The following is a 16,934-nucleotide window of genomic DNA, read 5'->3' as shown; positions in this document are numbered from 1 at the left end:
CGCCACCCACCTCACGCAGGGTGCGGCGTGCTCAGGACCTCGGTCATCACCGAGTGGATCGGGGCGCCGTCCAGCAGTTTCCCGAGTTCCTCGACGCCGTGCCGGCGTTGCGAGGGGGTGAGGGAGAGGTACTGCTCGATGCGTTCGTTGAACGTCCGCCGGTACTTCGCGTAGAGCCCGCGGTCCTCCCGGACGCGGCCGGCCAGCTCGACCAGGGCGGCGGTCCCGGCGAAGTCGTCCTCCGGCAGCGGGTGGCACGGGACCACGTCCGTGAACCGTCCCCCGGTGTCGCCGAACAGCGTGCCGTCCAGTGCGCGCATGGTGAAGACGTGGGCGTAGTGCTGCTCGTGGATGGCCAGGGGCAGCCGCCCCAGGGCGATCGCTTCGTGGAGTGCCGTGAGCCCGGGGGCCATCAGGTACTCCGGGGTGCTCGCCGCCACCTGGAGCAGTTCCCGCTGGCGCAGGAGGCGGCAGTCGGCCCGGCCGCCCGCGGCCCGGACGGTCCGCTCCCGGCTGGCGCCGAACGGGCCGCCGCAGACGAGGACACGACGGAACCGGGGCCAGTCGCGCAGCAGATCCGGAAGCCACTGGTGCAGCAGGCGCACGTAGTCGTTGTTGACGTCGAAGTCCAGGAGGAAGTTCTTGAACCCACCGATGTTGATCAACAGGTCGTATTCGGGCCCGGTGGTGCGCGCGGCGTTCCGCAGGCCTTCGACGTCGATGATCGAGCCGGTGAGATGTATCTCGGGCCCCTCACCCAGGGCGGCGAGCCCGGCCGCACGCTCGGTGACGCCGGGGAAGTTCTGGACGACGCTGTGGGTGGCGAGCAGGTGAGCCGCGACCACCCGCTCGTGCGGTGACAGACCTGCCAGGTGCCGGTCGGCGGCGGCGAAGCGGGAACGTGGCAGGGTCGAGCACAGGTCACGGATGCCGGCGGGCGGTCGGGTGAGCCGCCAGAAGCTGAACAGGCTGTCCACCATGGTCACGGGCCGCCGCGCCACGACGGACCGCAACACCAACTCGGCGTCCATGACGGAGACCACGTGATCACTGCCCCGCAGCAGGTCGTCGACCCTCTCCGACCTGGCGCTCTCCGGCAGTCCGCCGATGTCGTGGATGGCGTCGAAGGCGTCGGGGTTGCGCCGGGCGAAGACAGCGGCGACGCCGTCTCCGACGAACACCCGCTCGTGTTCGCGCAGCGGCCGGGAGACCGCGACGAGTTCGGAAACCGGGCCGAAGCCGCAGTTCTGCGCTCCCATCACGATCCGCACGTCACTGCCCTCCGCCGGTGGTCTCCCGCACGGCGTCCACCGCGTCGGCCGCGGAGGTGAGCACTTCGACGAGCCGGTCGGCGAAGTCGGCGGGGTACCTCGCGTAGCCGACGTGTCCGCCGGGGAACAGTTCCACGTCGCGGCCGAGCCGGCCGGCGAGGACGAGCGCCGGGCGGTGCACGAGATCCTCACGTGAGGCGTGGCCACCGGCCCACACCACTTTGCCGGCCACTTCCTCCAGTGCGGCGAGGTCGGGTACGAAGCGTGTGAACGGCCGGACGAAGCGGGTCAGGAAGAAGTCGGTGTTGTTGTGCACCTCGGGGAGGGCCGGCGCGGGCCGGCCGCCGTGGAGGGCCTGCAGTTTGGTGAGGGCCGGTGCCATTCCCTCACGGAGGTACGTCTCGCAGACGTCGTCGAGCAGTGCCAAGTGCCGCTCGGCGTCCGGCAGGATGCTCAAAACAGGTGGCTCGTGGGCGACGACCAGCCGGACCCTGCCCGGATGGCGGATGGTGAGCTCCAGGGCGATGAGCCCGCCCGAGCAGCTCCCGAAGACGTACACGGGCTCGTCGGGGCCGGCGAGGTGTTCGATCAGCCGGCGGGCGTCGTCGGCGTGCTCCTCGACTTTCTGGTCCACCGGTGGGCCGTCGAGCACGCTGCGTGAGTTCCCGCGCGGATCGTAGGTGACGACGCGGTGGGTCCCGGCCAGCACGGCAGCCAGGCGTTTGTACACCGCCGCATCGGAGTTCCCACCCCCGATGAGCAGCAGGAAAGGCCCCTCCCCCCGCACTTCGTAATAGATCGTCGCGCCGGGTACCGCGAGCGTTCCGCTGTTCACTGGGTTCATCACACTCCAGGGGACGGAACCGGTGTGATGACACAGCGTCGCACGGCCGGAACAGGCCGTGCAGGGCGTACGGGAGTGGGACGGCCGGCTTCGTGAGCCCCTCGTCGTCGCACGCGCTTCCCACTGCCTCCGAGCGCCGGTCTCATGGCGAGACGCACCGGGCATACCGGCCACATCGCCCCCTGCTCTCGCCCCAGCCCTCAGGCAAGGAGGCCCGGTTGACGGGCATCGATGAAGTACGGAAGATCCTCCGCGACTTGGGAGTCGAGGAAGAACTGCTGCGCGAGGACGCGCAGTTGCGCGCGCATCTCGGACTCGACTCCGTCGACCTCACGCAGATCCAGCTGGACCTGGCCGAGCGCTTCGGCACCCGCGTCGATCTCTGGGCGGAGCACGACGTCACCGTACGGCAGCTCGCCGGCATCATCGGCGACCGCCGACCTGACGCGGGGGCCTGCGGGGAGTACCGGGACCGCGGCTGGTGGCGTCCGGAATTCCTCGACGACACCGTGCTGAGCACACGCGTGCACGGGGGCCACCGCACGGCACTGGTCGACGCCGAGCACACCTTCACCAGGGCCGAACTCGACGCGGTGGTGTCCGGCTGCGCCGCCCGGCTGGCGCACACCGGCGTCCGGCCCGGCGACACCGTACTCGTGCAACTGCCGAACCAGGCCCGCACCCTCGTCCTCGCGCTCGCGCTGATCAGACTCGGTGCGCGGCCGGCCCTCGCCCTGCCGGCCCTGCGCGAGCACGAACTCGACCCGGTGATCACCGCGCTGGCGCCGACCGCGCTGGCCGTACCGGCCCGGCACCAGCACTTCGACCACCTGCGGCTCGCCGAGAAGCTCCGCGCCCGGCACCCGTCGGTGCGCACCCTGCTCGTCTCGGGCGCCGGCGACCGGGCCGGCGGCCACGTCGACCTCGACGGTCTCGTCGAGGCCGGTGCCCCGGCCCCCGCCCGCCCGGACCGGCACCCCGCGGACACCGCCCTCTTCCTGCTGTCGAGCGGAACCACGGGCGCGCCCAAGCCCATCGCCCGAACCCATGAGGCGCTGGGTCACGTGATCCGCTGCGCGGCAGCGGTCTCGGGGCTGACACCCGCATCCGTGTTCCTCGCGGTCCTGCCGGTGACCCACGCCTTCGCCTTCTCCGCTCCAGGCGTGCTCGGCACGCTCGCCGGCGGCGGAAAGGTCGTGCTCACCGCCCCGGACGACCCGACCGCCGCCATGGCGCTGATCGAGCGAGAACGCGTCACCCACTGCGCGCTCACCCCCGCGCTCGCCCGGCAGTGGCTCGTCGCTCGCGCCGCCTCCAGCGGTCCTGACCTGTCGAGCCTGCAAGTCCTGCAGGTCGGCGGGGCGCGCCTGGACCAGTCCCTGGCTGTCCGACTGGCCAGTGTCTTCGACTGCCGGATCCAGCAGGTGTACGGCATGAGCGAAGGCCGGCTCCACTTCACTCGGCTCGATGATCCGCCCGAGGTGGCGTTCACCACGCAGGGACGCCCCTCCTCGCCCGGTGACGAGACCCTGGTGGTGGACGGCGAGGGGCGGCCCGTCCCCGACGGGGAGATCGGCGAACTCCTGGTCAGGGGGCCGGGTGTCATCGCGGAGTACCACGGAGGCGTGGCGGCCTCGTCGTTCACCTCCGACGGCTTCTACCGCACCGGCGACCTCGTCCGCCGCCACGCATCCGGGAACATCGTGGTGGCCGGGCGCGTCAAAGACGTCATCAACCGCGGGGGAGAGAAGATCCCGGCGGACGAACTGGAGGCGCTGGTCCTGGCGCACCCCGGCGTGCGGGCCGCCGCGGCCGTCGCGATGCCCCACCGGGTACTGGGTGAGGCCGTCTGCCTGTATGTCGTGGGCGGTGACGGGGGAGCACCGTCCCTGCGGCAGCTCCGCACGCATCTGGAGGACAGCGGACTGGCCCGGTTCAAGCTGCCCGAACGTGTCGTCGAGGTTCCGGCACTGCCCTTGACCGCGGTCGGCAAGACGGACAAGGCACGGCTGCGCCAGGACATCGTGACCCGGCTGGGGACCGAGGGCTGAAGTGACCCGGCTGGGGACCGAGGGCTGAAGTGACCCGGCTTCCCTGGGGGTGTGCCTCACTTCCCGCGCTCAGCGACGGCCGGATGGGCCGGCGGTTCGTCCGGGCCGGTGCCGCGCTGCCGGAGCAGGGGGGACGCATGTGCGTGACACCGTTGAGGCGCGCCCGCGATGTCATCCTCGGGTAGGAGACGTTTCTCCTCGCCAGGCACCAGGGGCGCCTCTCCCTGGTTCCCCGTCACGTGGCCCGGGTGACGACACCCGCACGATGCCCCGGAAGGACCCTCCAGGACAGTCTGGGCTCCTACCCGAGACCGGACCCTGGAGAGACCTTTCCCGTGGCTACCTTCCTGTACCGACTGGGCCGTACCGCCTTCCGGCGGCGCCGGCTCGTGACCCTGCTGTGGGCGGTGATCCTCGGTGCCGTCGGGCTCGGCGCCGCGACGGCACCCGGCGCCGGTGACGACGGCACGTCGTTCATGCCGGGCATCGAGGCGCAGAAGGCGTTCGACCTGATCGGGGAGCGGTTCCCCGGATCGGACGCCGACGGCGCCACCGCGCGCATCGTGTTCATCGCCCCCGACGGGGAGAAGGTGACGGCCGCCGACAACCGGGCCGCCATCGAGGAGCTGGTGGACACCGCGGCGGAGGGCTCGCAGGTGGCGAGCGCCGTCAGTCCGTTCACGGCCTCGGCGGTGAGCGAGGACGCCTCCACGGCGTACGCCACGATCACCTACAAGGTCGCGGCCGCCGACCTCACGGAGGCCGGCAAGAACGCCTTGGAGAAGGCGATCGGCGAAGTCCGTGACGCGGGCCTCACCGTCGAGGTCGGCGGCACCGCGCTCGCCACCCAGCCGGCCGCGGGAGGGGCGGCCGAGGGCATCGGTATCGCGCTCGCCGCCGTGGTCCTGCTGATCACCTTCGGCTCGCTGGCGGCGGCCGGCCTGCCCCTGCTGACCGCCGTCATCGGCGTGGGTGTCAGCATGTGCGCGATCCTGGCGCTCGCCGGCACCTTCGGTCTGTCCCTGACCACCGGTACCCTCGCCTCGATGCTCGGCCTCGCGGTGGGGATCGACTACGCGCTCTTCGTGGTCTCCCGCTACCGCGAGGAGCGTGCGAACGGCCACGAGCCGCGGGAAGCCGCAGGCCTGGCGGCCGGTACGGCCGGTTCCGCCGTGGTGTTCGCCGGCCTGACCGTGATCATCGCGCTCGCGGGTCTGGCGGTGATCGGCGTCCCGATGCTGACGAAGATGGGCCTGTGCGCCGCCGGTGCCGTAGGTGTCGGTGTTCTCGTCGCGCTCACCCTGGTCCCCGCCCTGCTCGGGATGTGGCCGAACGCCGTTCTGTCCCGCAAGGACCGCAAGGACCTCAAGGGCCGCGGGAACCTCAGAGACCGCATACCGGGGACGTCGGCACAGCGCCATGCGGCAGGGCCGGACAACGGCGGCACGCGCTGGGCCAGGTTCGTCATGCGCCGGCCCGTGGCCGTCCTGCTGGTGGGCGTCGCCGGCCTGGGGGCCCTGGCCCTGCCGGCCACCCAGCTGGAGATGGGCATGCCGGGCGACGAGGCGAAGTCCACGTCGACGACGGAACGACGCGCCTACGACGCGCTGGCCGACGGCTTCGGCGCGGGCTTCAACGGCCCCCTGACGATCGTCGCGGACGTCGCGGACGCCACGGACCCCAAGGCGGCCGCCACCACGATCGCCGAGAAGATCGCCGGTACCGAGGGCGTCGTGTCCGTCGGACCGCCGCGGTTCAACGAGGCCGGTGACACCGCGCTGTTCTCCGCGGTCCCCGCCGGCGGACCCAGCGACGAGGCCACCAAGGAGGTCGTGCAGACCATCCGGGCCGAGCGCTCGGGCCTGGAGGCACGGACCGGGGCGACCTTCGAGGTCACCGGCAGTACCGCGATGAACATCGACATCTCCCAGGCGCTGCAGGACGCCCTGGTGCCCTACCTCGCCGTCGTCGTGCTGCTGTCCCTCCTCCTGCTGCTGGTGGTCTTCCGTTCCGTCCTGGTGCCTGTCAAGGCCGCCCTGGGCTTCCTGCTCTCGGTGCTCGCCTCGCTCGGCGCGGTCGTCGCGGTCTTCCAGTGGGGCTGGGGGGCCGAGCTGCTGGGTGTGGAGCAGACCGGCCCGGTCATGAGCCTCATGCCGATCTTCCTGGTGGGCATCGTCTTCGGCCTGGCCATGGACTACGAGGTCTTCCTCGTCGCCCGTATGCGTGAGGCGTACGTGCACGGCGAGCGCCCCGCGCAGGCGGTCGTCACCGGTTTCCGGCACAGTGCCCGGGTGGTGGTGGCCGCGGCAGTGATCATGATCGCCGTCTTCTCCGGCTTCGTGGCGTCCGGCGAGTCGATGATCAAGACGATCGGTTTCGGCCTCGCCGTCGCCGTCCTCTTCGACGCCTTCGTGGTCCGGATGGCGATCGTGCCCGCCGTCCTCTCCCTGCTCGGGGACAAGGCCTGGTGGCTGCCCCGCCGGCTCGACAAGGTGCTGCCGCACGTCGACGTCGAGGGCGAGGGCCTGACGTCGCGACGGGCTGCCGCCCCGGCGGACACCGAGGCGCGGCCGCAGGAGCCGGCCCGCACCTGACGGAGTCGCTCCCAGCGTGCCGCGATGCCGTGGGTGACGGCATCGCGGCACGTCTGTCACCCTGTATCTGCTGGTCCCGGCGCGGAGTAGGACGATGAGTGCACGATGGCATGGCCGAGCGGCCGGACACCCCCGCACGGTCGACGCCCTGAAGGTCGGGGGCGTCCTCGTCCTCACGGCCGGCGGCGCCTACCTCTCCTACGCGGTGATGGACGACCCCGCGTCCCTGTGGCCCGGCGTACTGCTGCCCCTCCTCGCCTGCGCCGCCCTGCTGCGCCGCCACGACCGTCCGGTCCTCGTGCTGACGGTGACGACGCTGTGCACCATGGCCGAGAGCCTCCTGGGATTCCTGCTCACGCCCCTGCTGATGGGACCGATGCTGGCCGCGCAGTACACCCTGAGCCAGCGCCCGGACCGCAGGAAGACCTGGTACAGCGCCTGCGCCGCCACGGCGGGGATCGTCGTCACCGGTCTCCTCGTCACCGACTCGCCGCACGAATGGGTCTTCGGGCTGGTCAATCCGGCGGCCTGGGTGCTCATGGCCGCGTCGTTCGGCAGTTACGTGCGGATCCGCCGTGAGTACGCCGTCGCCCGCGCCGAGCACTTGGTACGGGAGCGCGACGAGGAGGCCCGGCGGCGGGTGATCCAGGAGCGCATGCGCATCGCCCGTGAACTCCACGACGTGGTCGCGCATCACCTGGCGCTGGCCAACGCGCAGGCCGGCACCGCGGCACACCTGGCCGGCAGCCGTCCCGAACAGGCCGTGGAGATCATCGAGAGGCTGCCGGAGACCACCGCTGCGGCTCTGCGCGAACTCAAGGCCACCGTGGAGCTGCTGCGCCAGGACACCGATGCGAACGACCTGGCTCCGGCACCGGGACTGGACCAGTTGCCGGACCTCGTCGAGGCCTGCGCGGCAGCGGGTCTGGACGTCACCGTCGTCACCGAGGGATGTCCCCGGCGACTGCCGTCGGGCCTGGACCTCACCGCCTACCGGATCGTCCAGGAATCGCTCACCAACGTCACCAAGCACGCGGCCGGCCGCACCGCCCGGGTCCGGCTCGCCTACGCTCCGCACGACCTCACCCTGGTCATCACCGACGAAGCCGCCGCACGCGTCGCGGCCGGTGCCGGTACCGGCCGCCGCCGCGGCGGCTTCGGACTGCTCGGCATGCGCGAACGCGCCTTGTCGGCAGGCGGCACCTTCCGCGCCGGTCCGCGCGCGGAAGGCGGCTTCGAGGTCGCGTGTTCCCTTCCGCTGCCGGGCCCCGACGAAAGCGCCGCCCCATGACCATCCGCGTCCTGCTCGCCGACGACCAGACCCTGCTCCGGGCCACCTTCCGCATCCTCATCGACTCCGACCCGGACATGGAGGTCGTCGCGGAGGCCGCCGACGGACAGGAGGCGATCGCCCTGGCGTCCGAGCACCGGCCCGACGTCGTCCTCATGGACATCCGGATGCCGGGCACGGACGGACTGGCCGCCACGGCCGGCATCTGCGCCCGGCCCGAGCTGTCGGACGTACGCGTCCTGATCCTCACCACCTTCGAGAACGACGAGAACGTGGCGAAGGCCCTGCGGTCCGGAGCGAGCGGCTTTCTCGGCAAGGACGTCGGCCCCGACGTGCTGCTGGCCGGCATCCGCACCGTGGCCGCGGGTGACGCGCTGCTCTCCCCCTCGGCCACGCGGGCTCTCATCTCCCGCTTCCTGGCCACCCCCGACGACGACAGGCCGCTCACCCGGCCGGAACGCCTCGCCCTGCTCACCGACCGCGAACGCGAGGTCATGGCGCTGGCCGCGCTCGGCAGGTCCAACCACGAGATCGCCGACCACCTCGTGGTGAGTCCGCTCACCGTGCGCAGCCACGTCTCCCGCTCGATGACCAAGCTCGGCGCCCGCGACCGGGCGCAGCTCGTCGTCATCGCCTACCAGAGCGGCCTCGTCCGCGCGCAACCGGACGGCTGAGCCGGCGCCGAGCACCGGCACGTCCGCCGTGGGCCGGCGGCGCGCCGAGCGACCGGTCAGGCCGCGGCCGGCTCGCCCTTGCGGCTCACGGGGCGGTCCAGGTGGATGACCACGGTCGAACAGAAGCGGTGGACGGCGTCGTCAACGCTGCGAATGAAGCCGGTCTCGGCGTTGCCCCGGCTGCTGCCCATGCTCTTGAGCAGGGAAAGCCGGAAGCCGGTGATCTGCGCGCCGCCCTTGGGGATCAGATCCCCGGGCTCGGGGCGCAAACGCTCCAGCGTCCCTCGCGGGCCCCCCGTCTCCGTGTCGGTCAGCGTCTCGATGTGCAGGTCGGCCGGGGCGTCGGCCAGCTTCCGGATGAGTCGCTTGACCCAGGTCAGGGGGTAGCCCTCGGCCGGTGCCGGGATCTCGAGGGAGGTGCGCAGCTTGCCGGTGCGCAGATCGGCGCCGAGGGTCAGGACACCGGGGGTGCCGTCGATACGCAGCTCTGCCTGGAGGCGGCCCTCCAGGCAGAGCTGGTCGGCCATGAGCGCACGGCGCCGGCCGGGATCGGTTCCTCGCTTGGCACGTCGCACGGGGAGGACCTTCTGGCCCAGTTCACCGCCGAGGCCCAGACAGACCTGCCGGACGAGCCGTTCCCAGCTCTCGACCACTTCCAGAGCACGGGCGTCACCCCGGCACAGGGTCTCGTCGTCGATGCCGTTACGGACCGGGACCCAGGCGGCGCCCATGTTCTGGAAGCCGTGACAGCCGGAGTTGTCATGCTGGAGGTAGTGCAACAGCTCCTGCAGCAGCCAGGCGTGGGCACTGTTGCCGACACCTTCGTGCCGGATGAGCATCTGGGCCTGATGGGCGACCTCCGCCCAGGACAGGTGCCACAGGGCGACTTTGTGCTTGCGCCGCTTGTCGATCTTGACGTCGACGAGAGGGCTGCCTTCGAGAACCACGTCGTTGGACAAGGTGATGACGGCCTCGTAACCGCGCCGGGCGGCGATGTCCATGTACGCCTGAACCTGCTCGGACTTCAGAGGGTTGCCGTTGGTTTTCGTCTCGACCAGCGCTGTCCAGAGCTTGCCGGCCCGCTCGACCCGGACGACACCGTCGGGCCGTCGAGGGGAGTCGCCGTGCGGGAGCGCGACTTCGGTGAAGGTCTCCATGCGACCGGCCGGCGCGCCGAAGGCGGCGGTGAGACGGCGGCCGAACTCGGGAACCTGGGACATCACCGACAGCAGAACGGACGTGGCACGCATCTCCCGGTCACGGTCGCTCTTGACCGCGGACACGGGAAACAGCCGTGCCTCGTTCCAGGAGTCGCTCTCCGCCAGGGTCTTCTTGCCCTTCCTGGGCAACGTGACCTTCTTCTTGGCGGTACGGGGCCGACGCGCCCGGGCCGCCGGTGCCGGCGGTCCGCCGGAGTCCCGCTGCGCGGGGATCGCTCCCAGCACGGCCTGGCCGGGCGCCTCGTCGGCCGGCGCCGGTGTTCCGGCCGACCGGTCCGGCTCACGCTCGGCGAACGCGTCGGCGGTCGGTGTTCCGGAGGCGGCCGCGAGCTGAGCGTCGTCGCCGTCACCGAGGCCCTCGCCGCTTCCCTGTGCGGGAGCGTCGTCGTCGATGTCCACGCCGAAGTCCGTGGCGAGGGCGGCCAGTCCCGTGTCGTAGCCCTGGCCGACCGCCCGGAACTTCCAGTCCTCCTGGCGCCGGTAGAGCTCACCGAAGATGAAGGCGCTCACCGAGCCGGGGTCGTCGATGGCGAAGCGGAGCAGGTCTTCTCCCGCCGCGTCGGCCAGTTTGACCTGCAGCCCGTCGAGTTCGTCGAAGCGGGCTTCCCCGTACCGGCTCGCGGCGACCACGATGCGTTCGACGCCGGGCTGGACGGCGGTCAGGTCGAAGACGATACGGTCCTCGCTGCCCTCCCCCGTCGGCTTCTTCCCCAGCAGTTCGACGCTCCCGTCGGCGGCCACCGGGTTGTTGTAGAAGTAGAAGTCGCCATCGGTACGGACGCGTCCGCTCTCCCCGAGCAACAGCACGGACACGTCCGCGTCGCCCTCACCGGACTGACTGGCCCACTCGAGACTCACCAGCACGGAACCGGTGTTCTCACTCAGGGAAGCCAACGCGACGTTGGCACCCTTGACCATTTCATGCATGGATTCCCCCACATGTGCTACGCGGTGATGTCAGGATTCGCCGGCCGACCTCGCGCGTCAGGAGAGCGACATGCTCCTGCTGGCGCGCCATTCGGGTGCCTCCGCGGTGTCGGTGAACTCCAGGAGGTGTTGACCGGCGAGGCGTTGAAGCGCGGCACGCACTTCAACGGGAGTGATGTAGAAGAACTCACGCCGTGTGTTGACGCGATTGACGCGGCGGTCCTCGAACTCCTGGTGCAAACGCCTCTCCAGGCCCACGGCGTCCTCGCTGAAGATCAACGCGTGGACGTCGAAGCGGAACGGCACCGACGCGTCGCCCAGTTCGTCGACCCGGTCCATGGGGTCCAGCCGCCGGGTCAGCCCGATCTTGACCATGCGCTCGCCGAAGGCCCCGATGTTGGAGATGACGTACACATAGCCGGCGCGGATGTTGGCTTCCCGGGCGTCCACCGCCCGCAGGTCGTCATCGAGCTGCCGCAACCTGCCCTCCAACTCGGCGATTCCGGCCGGATCACCGGTGCCGGCTCGCAGCCGCCGCAACGCGCTCTCGTAGTGTCCGCGCTCCTTCTCCAACCGTTGCCGCTCCCGTTCGATCTCCCGTTGCAGCCGCTCCTCCTCGCGCTGGCGGGCCCGCAGCTCCCGCTGTTCCTCCTTCTCGGCCTCCTTGCGTGCCAGATGGTCCGCGGTGAGTTCCAGTTCCTGGACGCGCAGCCGGTGGTACTCGTCACTGATGCGGATGTGCATCGTGGCGCCGAGTCGGGCGATCGTCTCGCGGGTCTTGCCCAGGCGGTCGATCAGCGAGGACAGCCGGTGCGGTTTCATGCCGCGCACCGCGTTGTCGGCCTCGGCGTTGTACGCCCGGAGCATCAGCTTGGAGAAGTCCCGCACCATCTTGCGGCCCTGCGCGAGGGAACCGTTCACGGTCCAGTCCTGCGCTGCCAGCACGGCACCGTTGTCACGGACCAACTGCTTGTACCGGGCTTTCAACCGCTCCAGCTGACCGGCGTACGCCACCGCGTCGGCCAACGGGTGCCGGTACTCGTAGACACCGGCCTCCTGCAGCATCCGCACCTCGTCGATGACCACCAGGTCCGCTTGCGCCGCGGCCACCTGGCGCCGGGCCTGCTCCGCCTGCTGGGCCAGCACCTGCGCCTGCCCGCGCACGTCGGCCAACGACTGCGCGGCCCGCTCCGCCGCGTGCTCCACCTTCGCGTCCAGCAGCCCGTCGATCCGCTGCAGCTCCGCCAGCTTCTCGACGTGGGCCTGCCGCAACCGCTCCTGCTCCACGGCGATCGCCGCGCTGTCGGCACCGATCACCCTGCTCAGCTGTGCCGTCAGCTGGTCCACCTGCGCCCGCAGCACCCGCGCCTGCTCCTGACTGTGCGCGAGCTCCCCCGCCAACCGCTCGGCCTCCGCCTCGGCCTGCTTGCGCCGCCGCCCGAACAGGCCGGCGGGAGCGGTACCCGTGGCCCCGCTGTGCGGCACCGGTGCGGCGGGCGGCGCCGACGCCTGCTCCGGCACCCACAACTGCCACCCCGGAGGCACGGGCCAGGACGGGTCAGGCTGCCAGCCGGGCGGCGGGACCCACCCCGGTGCGGGAGTCGGCCAGCCTGGCGGAGGGTTGAAGCGGTACGTCATACAGGTCTGCCCCCAGGTGCCGCGGCACTCGGGAAACGCCCTGTCATGGTGGGCTCCCCGAGGCCAGTGCTACGTGTGAGGAGTACGACTTCCCTACGGTCGGGGTGGTTGTACGGACCGGCCGCTTTCACACCATCGGGTCATCTCTACGGGAAGCCCAGCGTGCTCCCGCGTGAGAGGCATATAGGAGAGCGCCGTAACCCACCCGTCGACCGGGCGACGCGACCTCAGGCGAAGGCACAGCCCGGGACGCCGGCCGAGGGGGCCGGCCAGCCGAGACGAGGAAGACCGCTGCCAGGCCGCTGGACACCGACGACGACTCGAGGGCGCGGATCGAGCCGCTGCTGCCGGTCGTCCCGCGTAGGCCGCGGCGTCCAGGTCATGACGTAGGGATGTTCGCAAGGTGCTCTGCGAATCCTGTTCGTGCTGCTTCGTGCTGCTTCGTGCTGCACACCGGGAACCGCTGGGAGTTTCCGCCCCAGGAGCCGGGCTGCGGCTCGGAGATGACCTGCTGACGGCGACTGCGCACCGTACTGCGTGGAGCGCAAGGGCGAGCGATCGCCCCAGGGGTGGCCTGCGCGATGCCACAGAACGCAGCCGAAGCAGTCGGGCCTGCGCAGCCTCACATCCGGGATCTCAGCACGTCGACCTCGCAGCCCGGCGCGAACGGGTCGAAGCCGTGCTCGAACGACGCGCTTCGCCTGGCCGGCCGCGCGGGAGCCGACGACGTCGAGACCACGCTCGAAGCCGGACCACTGACGCCGACCCCGGTGGCGCTGGCCGCCCCGGCTGCTGCGGTCGCCTGTTCCGACGAGTGCTGTCACAGACCCAGGTCCGGTCCGGTCGTAGACGGTGACTGTCCGGCGTGCGGGTGCCGTCCCGTGGCGCCGGCCCGACCTTGAGATCAGGACGCCATGAGTCAGTCACCGTACGCATCCAGCGCCTGGTACCGGCCGATGCACGCCCGCCATGCCGGTGAGGAGCATCGCACCGCCAGTGCTCTGGAGTTGTTCTTCGACCTCTGCTTCGTCGTCGCCGTAGCCCAGGCTTCGGCGGCGTTCGAGCACGAGGTCACGGCGGGCCGCCTGGGACACGGTCTGCTCGGTTACGCGCTCGTCTTCTTCGCGATCTGGTGGGCCTGGATGAACTTCACCTGGTTCGCCTCCGCCTACGACACCGACGACGCCCCCTACCGTCTGCTCACCCTGGTGCAGATCGGCGGGGCCCTGCTGATGGCCTCGGGCGCCGCCGAGGCGCTGGAGCACGGTGACTTCACGGTCATCACGTGGGGTTATGTCGTGATGCGGCTGGCCATGGTCAGCCAGTGGCTGCGGGCCGCCTGCACGGACCAGGAGCGCCGGCGGTCCGCGCTGCGGTACGCCCTGGGCATTCTGGTCCTGCAACTGGGCTGGCTGCTGCGGCTGGTCCTCTCCCATGACGGCGGGGTCGCCTCGTTCGCCGTCCTCGCGGCCGGGGAACTCGCGGTACCGGTCTGGGCCGAACGGGCCGAGGGCACCACGTGGCACCCCCATCACATAGCCGAGCGGTACGGGCTGTTCACCTTGATCGTGCTCGGCGAGTCCGTCATGGCCACCGCTGTCGCCGTCACCACCGCCCTGCACAGCCACCGGGCGTCCGGCTCGGTCCTGGCCGTCGCGGTGGGCGGGATGACGACCGTTTTCGCGCTGTGGTGGCTGTACTTCGCCCAGGACGCGCCGCGCCGCCTGCGGACCCAGCGCACGGCGATGCTGTGGGGCTACGGGCACTACTTCGTGTTCGCCGCCGCGGCCGCGGTCGGGACGGCGCTCGCCGTCAACGCCGCCCACGCCACCGGCTCCCGTGCCCTCACCGACCACCAGGCCGCGGCCACGTACACGGTGCCCGTCGCGCTCTTCATCACCTGCGTGTGGCTGCTGCACCGGAAGGGAACGCCTCTGTCCGCCGCGTCCGACATCCTTCCTCCCGTCGCGGCCCTCGCAGTCCTCGCCACGACGTTCACACCCTTCGCCGTGCTGTGCACCGGGGTCATCACGTCCCTGCTGATCGTCACGTCCCTGCTGGTGGCGCGGCGCGCAGCGCTCAGGGACATCTGAGCGCCGCGCGCCGGGACACTAGGCCCGGTCCTCGGGCGCGACATACTCGAAGGTCGGCCCGGCTGCCAGGCCGTCGTCGTCCTGGAGGGCCATCAGGGCCTGTGCCTGCGCCTTGAGCGCGTACATCGTGCCGACCGACATGCCCAGCATCGCCGGGTTGCCGTTGAACGCCTGCTCCAGCATCTGAAGCGTCTTGCAGTACGTCTGGTTGAACGCTTCTTGCGCGGTACGGATCGCGCTGCCCTCGGGGTGGTCCGCCAAGCTGGTCGGGGCGTACCGGGCGGGTGCCGGCCGGGTCCACGGTCACCTTCTCGCCGGTCGGGCCGGTCGCGGGGGTGTCGCCGGGCTGGTAGCGCCGCCCCAGCGCGAGTTCCTGGAAACGGTAGTAGTGGGAGACCGCCTTGGTTCCCGGGTGGAACAGGTCCTGGTCGCCGTCCCAGACGTCGGCGCGGGCCGCGCCCTCGCCCTGTTCGACGATCTCCTCCAGCGCGGCGAGGGCCGAGCGGAGGTCGGTGACCGGGGCGAGGTGGCCCGCGGTGTGCACGAACGGGCCGCCGGCCACCTGCCGGGCCGGGTCGCCGGTGAACACCGCGGCCTCCCCCAACTCGTCGCACAGGCGCCGCAGCCCTTCCTCGATCGCGTCGTAGAACTGCCCGATCGTCTCGTAGCGGTCGCCCTCGGCGGGGTCGCCGGGGCGGGCCGGCTGTTCCAGGCGCAGGAACATCGCGAGCGCCGCCTCGCCGAACGGCAGCAGGGACAGCTCGATGGACGGGTCGGCGTGCGGCATGGTCCGCGGGTGGGCCGGCAGCAGGTGCGGCGCGTCGAGCACGGGCCGGCCGCCGACCGCGTTGAGCAGGTTGGCGGCCAGCGCGAGGTGGATCATCTCCTCGACGAACACACCGCCGATCAACTGCGCGGCGTCCGCGTTGCGTTCGGCGTCGAGGGAGTACAGGGCCGTAAGGTACGGCGGCAGTGTGGAGTGTTCCAGTTCGATGGCCCACTGCAAGTGCCTGCGCAGGTCCTCCAGCGTCGCGATGCCGGTCGCCGCGGCGGTGCCGGGGGTGTCGGGGGTGTCGGGGGTGTCGGGGGTGTCGGACTGGTTCTCGGGCATGGGGGGCTCACTTCGGTGGTGTTGTCGGCACGGGGTTACTTCTCTGACAGGCGGCAGCGGAGAGCTGTGACACCCCGCTCACAGTGTTCGGTGTGTTTGTGTGCACCCACTCAACACTGTGCGCGGTGAGATAGTGTTACTCCGCTCGACCCGTCTCCAGATGTTCTCCGTGTTTTCCGTGGAAGGTGTTCCTCATGGCTGAGTTGTTCTACGACGCCGACGCCGATCTGTCCGTCATCCAGGGCCGCAAGGTCGCGGTCATCGGTTACGGCAGCCAGGGCCATGCCCACGCGCTGTCGCTGCGCGACTCCGGTGTCGACGTGCGCGTCGGTCTGCACGAAGGGTCCGCGTCCAAGGCGAAGGCCGAGGAGCAGGGCCTGCGGGTGGTCTCGGTGGCCGAGGCCGCCGCCGAGGCCGACGTCATCATGATCCTGATTCCGGACCCGTTGCAGGGCGAGATCTACGAGAAGCACATCAAGGACAACCTGAAGGACGGCGACGCACTGTTCTTCGGGCACGGCCTGAACATCCGCTACGGCTTCATCAAACCACCGGCCGGCGTGGACGTCTGCATGGTCGCCCCCAAGGGCCCGGGCCACCTGGTGCGCCGTCAGTACGAGGAGGGGCGCGGTGTGCCCTGTCTGGTGGCCGTGGAGCAGGACGCCACCGGCGGCGCCCTGGCGCTGGCGCTGTCCTACGCCAAGGGCATCGGCGGTACCCGGGCCGGCGTCATCAGGACCACGTTCACCGAGGAGACGGAGACCGACCTCTTCGGTGAGCAGGCCGTTCTGGCCGGTGGTGTCTCCGCGCTGGTCAAGGCGGGTTTCGAGACCCTGACCGAGGCCGGCTACCAGCCGGAGATCGCCTATTTCGAGTGCCTGCACGAGCTGAAGCTGATCGTGGACCTCATGTACGAGGGCGGCCTGGAGAAGATGCGCTGGTCGATCTCCGAGACCGCCGAGTGGGGCGACTACGTCACCGGCCCGCGGATCATCACCGACGCCACCAAGACCGAGATGAAGAAGGTCCTCGCCGAGATCCAGGACGGCACGTTCGCCAAGAACTGGATGGACGAGTACCACGGCGGTCTGAAGAAGTACCACGAGTACCAGCAGCAGGACTCCGAGCTGCTGCTGGAGACCACCGGCAAGGAGCTGCGCAAGCTGATGAGCTGGGTGGACGAGGAGGCGTGAGCCGTCGTCACCTGGACCGGGCGCCCT

Annotated in this window: 11 protein-coding genes; 6 read left to right on the top strand and 5 right to left on the bottom strand. The window is 70.8% G+C overall.

Annotated elements, in window-relative coordinates; genetic code table 11:
• Window positions 1–11: 11 nt before the first annotated feature.
• Entirely contained in the window at window positions 12–1,271 is a 1,260-nt protein-coding gene (locus ACIQR3_RS27450) for a hypothetical protein (protein ID WP_403543315.1), read from the bottom strand.
• A gap of 1 nt (window position 1,272) precedes the next feature.
• The gene (locus ACIQR3_RS27445) at window positions 1,273–2,115 is read right to left on the bottom strand and encodes an alpha/beta fold hydrolase (RefSeq protein ID WP_403543314.1); all 843 of its coding nucleotides are present in this window, start codon (window positions 2,113–2,115) and stop codon (window positions 1,273–1,275) included.
• A 218-nt stretch (window positions 2,116–2,333) separates the two neighbouring features.
• On the opposite strand from ACIQR3_RS27445, the gene ACIQR3_RS27440 reads away from it, so the two are divergent.
• The 4 genes from ACIQR3_RS27440 (at window position 2,334) to ACIQR3_RS27425 (ending at window position 8,725) form a co-directional block, all read left to right on the top strand.
• Window positions 2,334–4,166, top strand: a complete 1,833-nt coding sequence (locus tag ACIQR3_RS27440; protein ID WP_403543313.1) for an AMP-binding protein — start codon at window positions 2,334–2,336, stop codon at window positions 4,164–4,166.
• A 335-nt stretch (window positions 4,167–4,501) separates the two neighbouring features.
• Window positions 4,502–6,760 carry an MMPL family transporter gene (locus ACIQR3_RS27435; RefSeq protein WP_403543312.1) on the top strand — a complete coding sequence of 753 codons (2,259 nt, stop codon included), beginning with the start codon at window positions 4,502–4,504 and terminating at the stop codon, window positions 6,758–6,760.
• A gap of 94 nt (window positions 6,761–6,854) precedes the next feature.
• On the top strand, window positions 6,855–8,051 hold the full coding sequence (locus ACIQR3_RS27430) for a sensor histidine kinase (protein ID WP_403543311.1): 1,197 nt from the start codon (window positions 6,855–6,857) through the stop codon (window positions 8,049–8,051).
• A complete protein-coding gene (locus tag ACIQR3_RS27425) occupies window positions 8,048–8,725 on the top strand; it encodes a response regulator (protein WP_403543310.1) in 678 nt (225 codons plus the stop codon). The genes ACIQR3_RS27430 and ACIQR3_RS27425 overlap by 4 nt, the downstream gene beginning before the upstream one ends.
• Before the next feature lie 56 nt (window positions 8,726–8,781).
• On the opposite strand, the gene ACIQR3_RS27420 is transcribed toward ACIQR3_RS27425, so the two are convergent.
• Both ACIQR3_RS27420 and ACIQR3_RS27415 read right to left on the bottom strand, forming a co-directional pair.
• A complete protein-coding gene (locus ACIQR3_RS27420; protein WP_403543309.1) occupies window positions 8,782–10,872 on the bottom strand; it encodes a TerD family protein in 2,091 nt (696 codons plus the stop codon).
• A gap of 57 nt (window positions 10,873–10,929) precedes the next feature.
• Window positions 10,930–12,393, bottom strand: coding sequence for a DUF4041 domain-containing protein (locus ACIQR3_RS27415; protein ID WP_403543308.1), 1,464 nt, complete (start codon window positions 12,391–12,393; stop codon window positions 10,930–10,932).
• A 1,031-nt stretch (window positions 12,394–13,424) separates the two neighbouring features.
• Here ACIQR3_RS27415 and ACIQR3_RS27410 point away from each other — a divergent pair.
• Entirely contained in the window at window positions 13,425–14,603 is a 1,179-nt protein-coding gene (locus ACIQR3_RS27410) for a low temperature requirement protein A (protein ID WP_403543307.1), read from the top strand.
• On the opposite strand, the gene ACIQR3_RS27405 is transcribed toward ACIQR3_RS27410, so the two are convergent.
• Window positions 14,590–15,714, bottom strand: coding sequence for a ferritin-like protein (locus ACIQR3_RS27405; protein WP_403543306.1), 1,125 nt, complete (start codon window positions 15,712–15,714; stop codon window positions 14,590–14,592). The genes ACIQR3_RS27410 and ACIQR3_RS27405 overlap by 14 nt on opposite strands.
• Before the next feature lie 194 nt (window positions 15,715–15,908).
• On the opposite strand from ACIQR3_RS27405, the gene ilvC reads away from it, so the two are divergent.
• Complete coding sequence (gene ilvC / locus ACIQR3_RS27400; protein ID WP_403543305.1) at window positions 15,909–16,907, top strand: ketol-acid reductoisomerase; 999 nt, start codon at window positions 15,909–15,911, stop codon at window positions 16,905–16,907.
• The last annotated feature ends 27 nt before the right edge of the window (window positions 16,908–16,934 follow it).

The sequence above is a fragment of the Streptomyces sp. NPDC090994 genome, from assembly GCF_044768905.1.
Classification (GTDB): domain Bacteria; phylum Actinomycetota; class Actinomycetes; order Streptomycetales; family Streptomycetaceae; genus Streptomyces.
This window is presented reverse-complemented; position numbering and strand designations above follow the sequence as displayed.

What these genes read in the sequence shown, in the direction of transcription:
- ACIQR3_RS27425 (WP_403543310.1), top strand. Translation starts at nt 8,048, where the DNA reads ATGACCATCCGCGTCCTGCTCGCCGACGACCAGACCCTGCTCCGGGCC.
- ACIQR3_RS27445 (WP_403543314.1), bottom strand. Translation starts at nt 2,115, where the DNA reads ATGAACCCAGTGAACAGCGGAACGCTCGCGGTACCCGGCGCGACGATC.
- ACIQR3_RS27430 (WP_403543311.1), top strand. Translation starts at nt 6,855, where the DNA reads ATGAGTGCACGATGGCATGGCCGAGCGGCCGGACACCCCCGCACGGTC.
- ilvC (WP_403543305.1), top strand. Translation starts at nt 15,909, where the DNA reads ATGGCTGAGTTGTTCTACGACGCCGACGCCGATCTGTCCGTCATCCAG.
- ACIQR3_RS27410 (WP_403543307.1), top strand. Translation starts at nt 13,425, where the DNA reads ATGAGTCAGTCACCGTACGCATCCAGCGCCTGGTACCGGCCGATGCAC.
- ACIQR3_RS27420 (WP_403543309.1), bottom strand. Translation starts at nt 10,872, where the DNA reads ATGCATGAAATGGTCAAGGGTGCCAACGTCGCGTTGGCTTCCCTGAGT.
- ACIQR3_RS27405 (WP_403543306.1), bottom strand. Translation starts at nt 15,714, where the DNA reads ATGCCCGAGAACCAGTCCGACACCCCCGACACCCCCGACACCCCCGAC.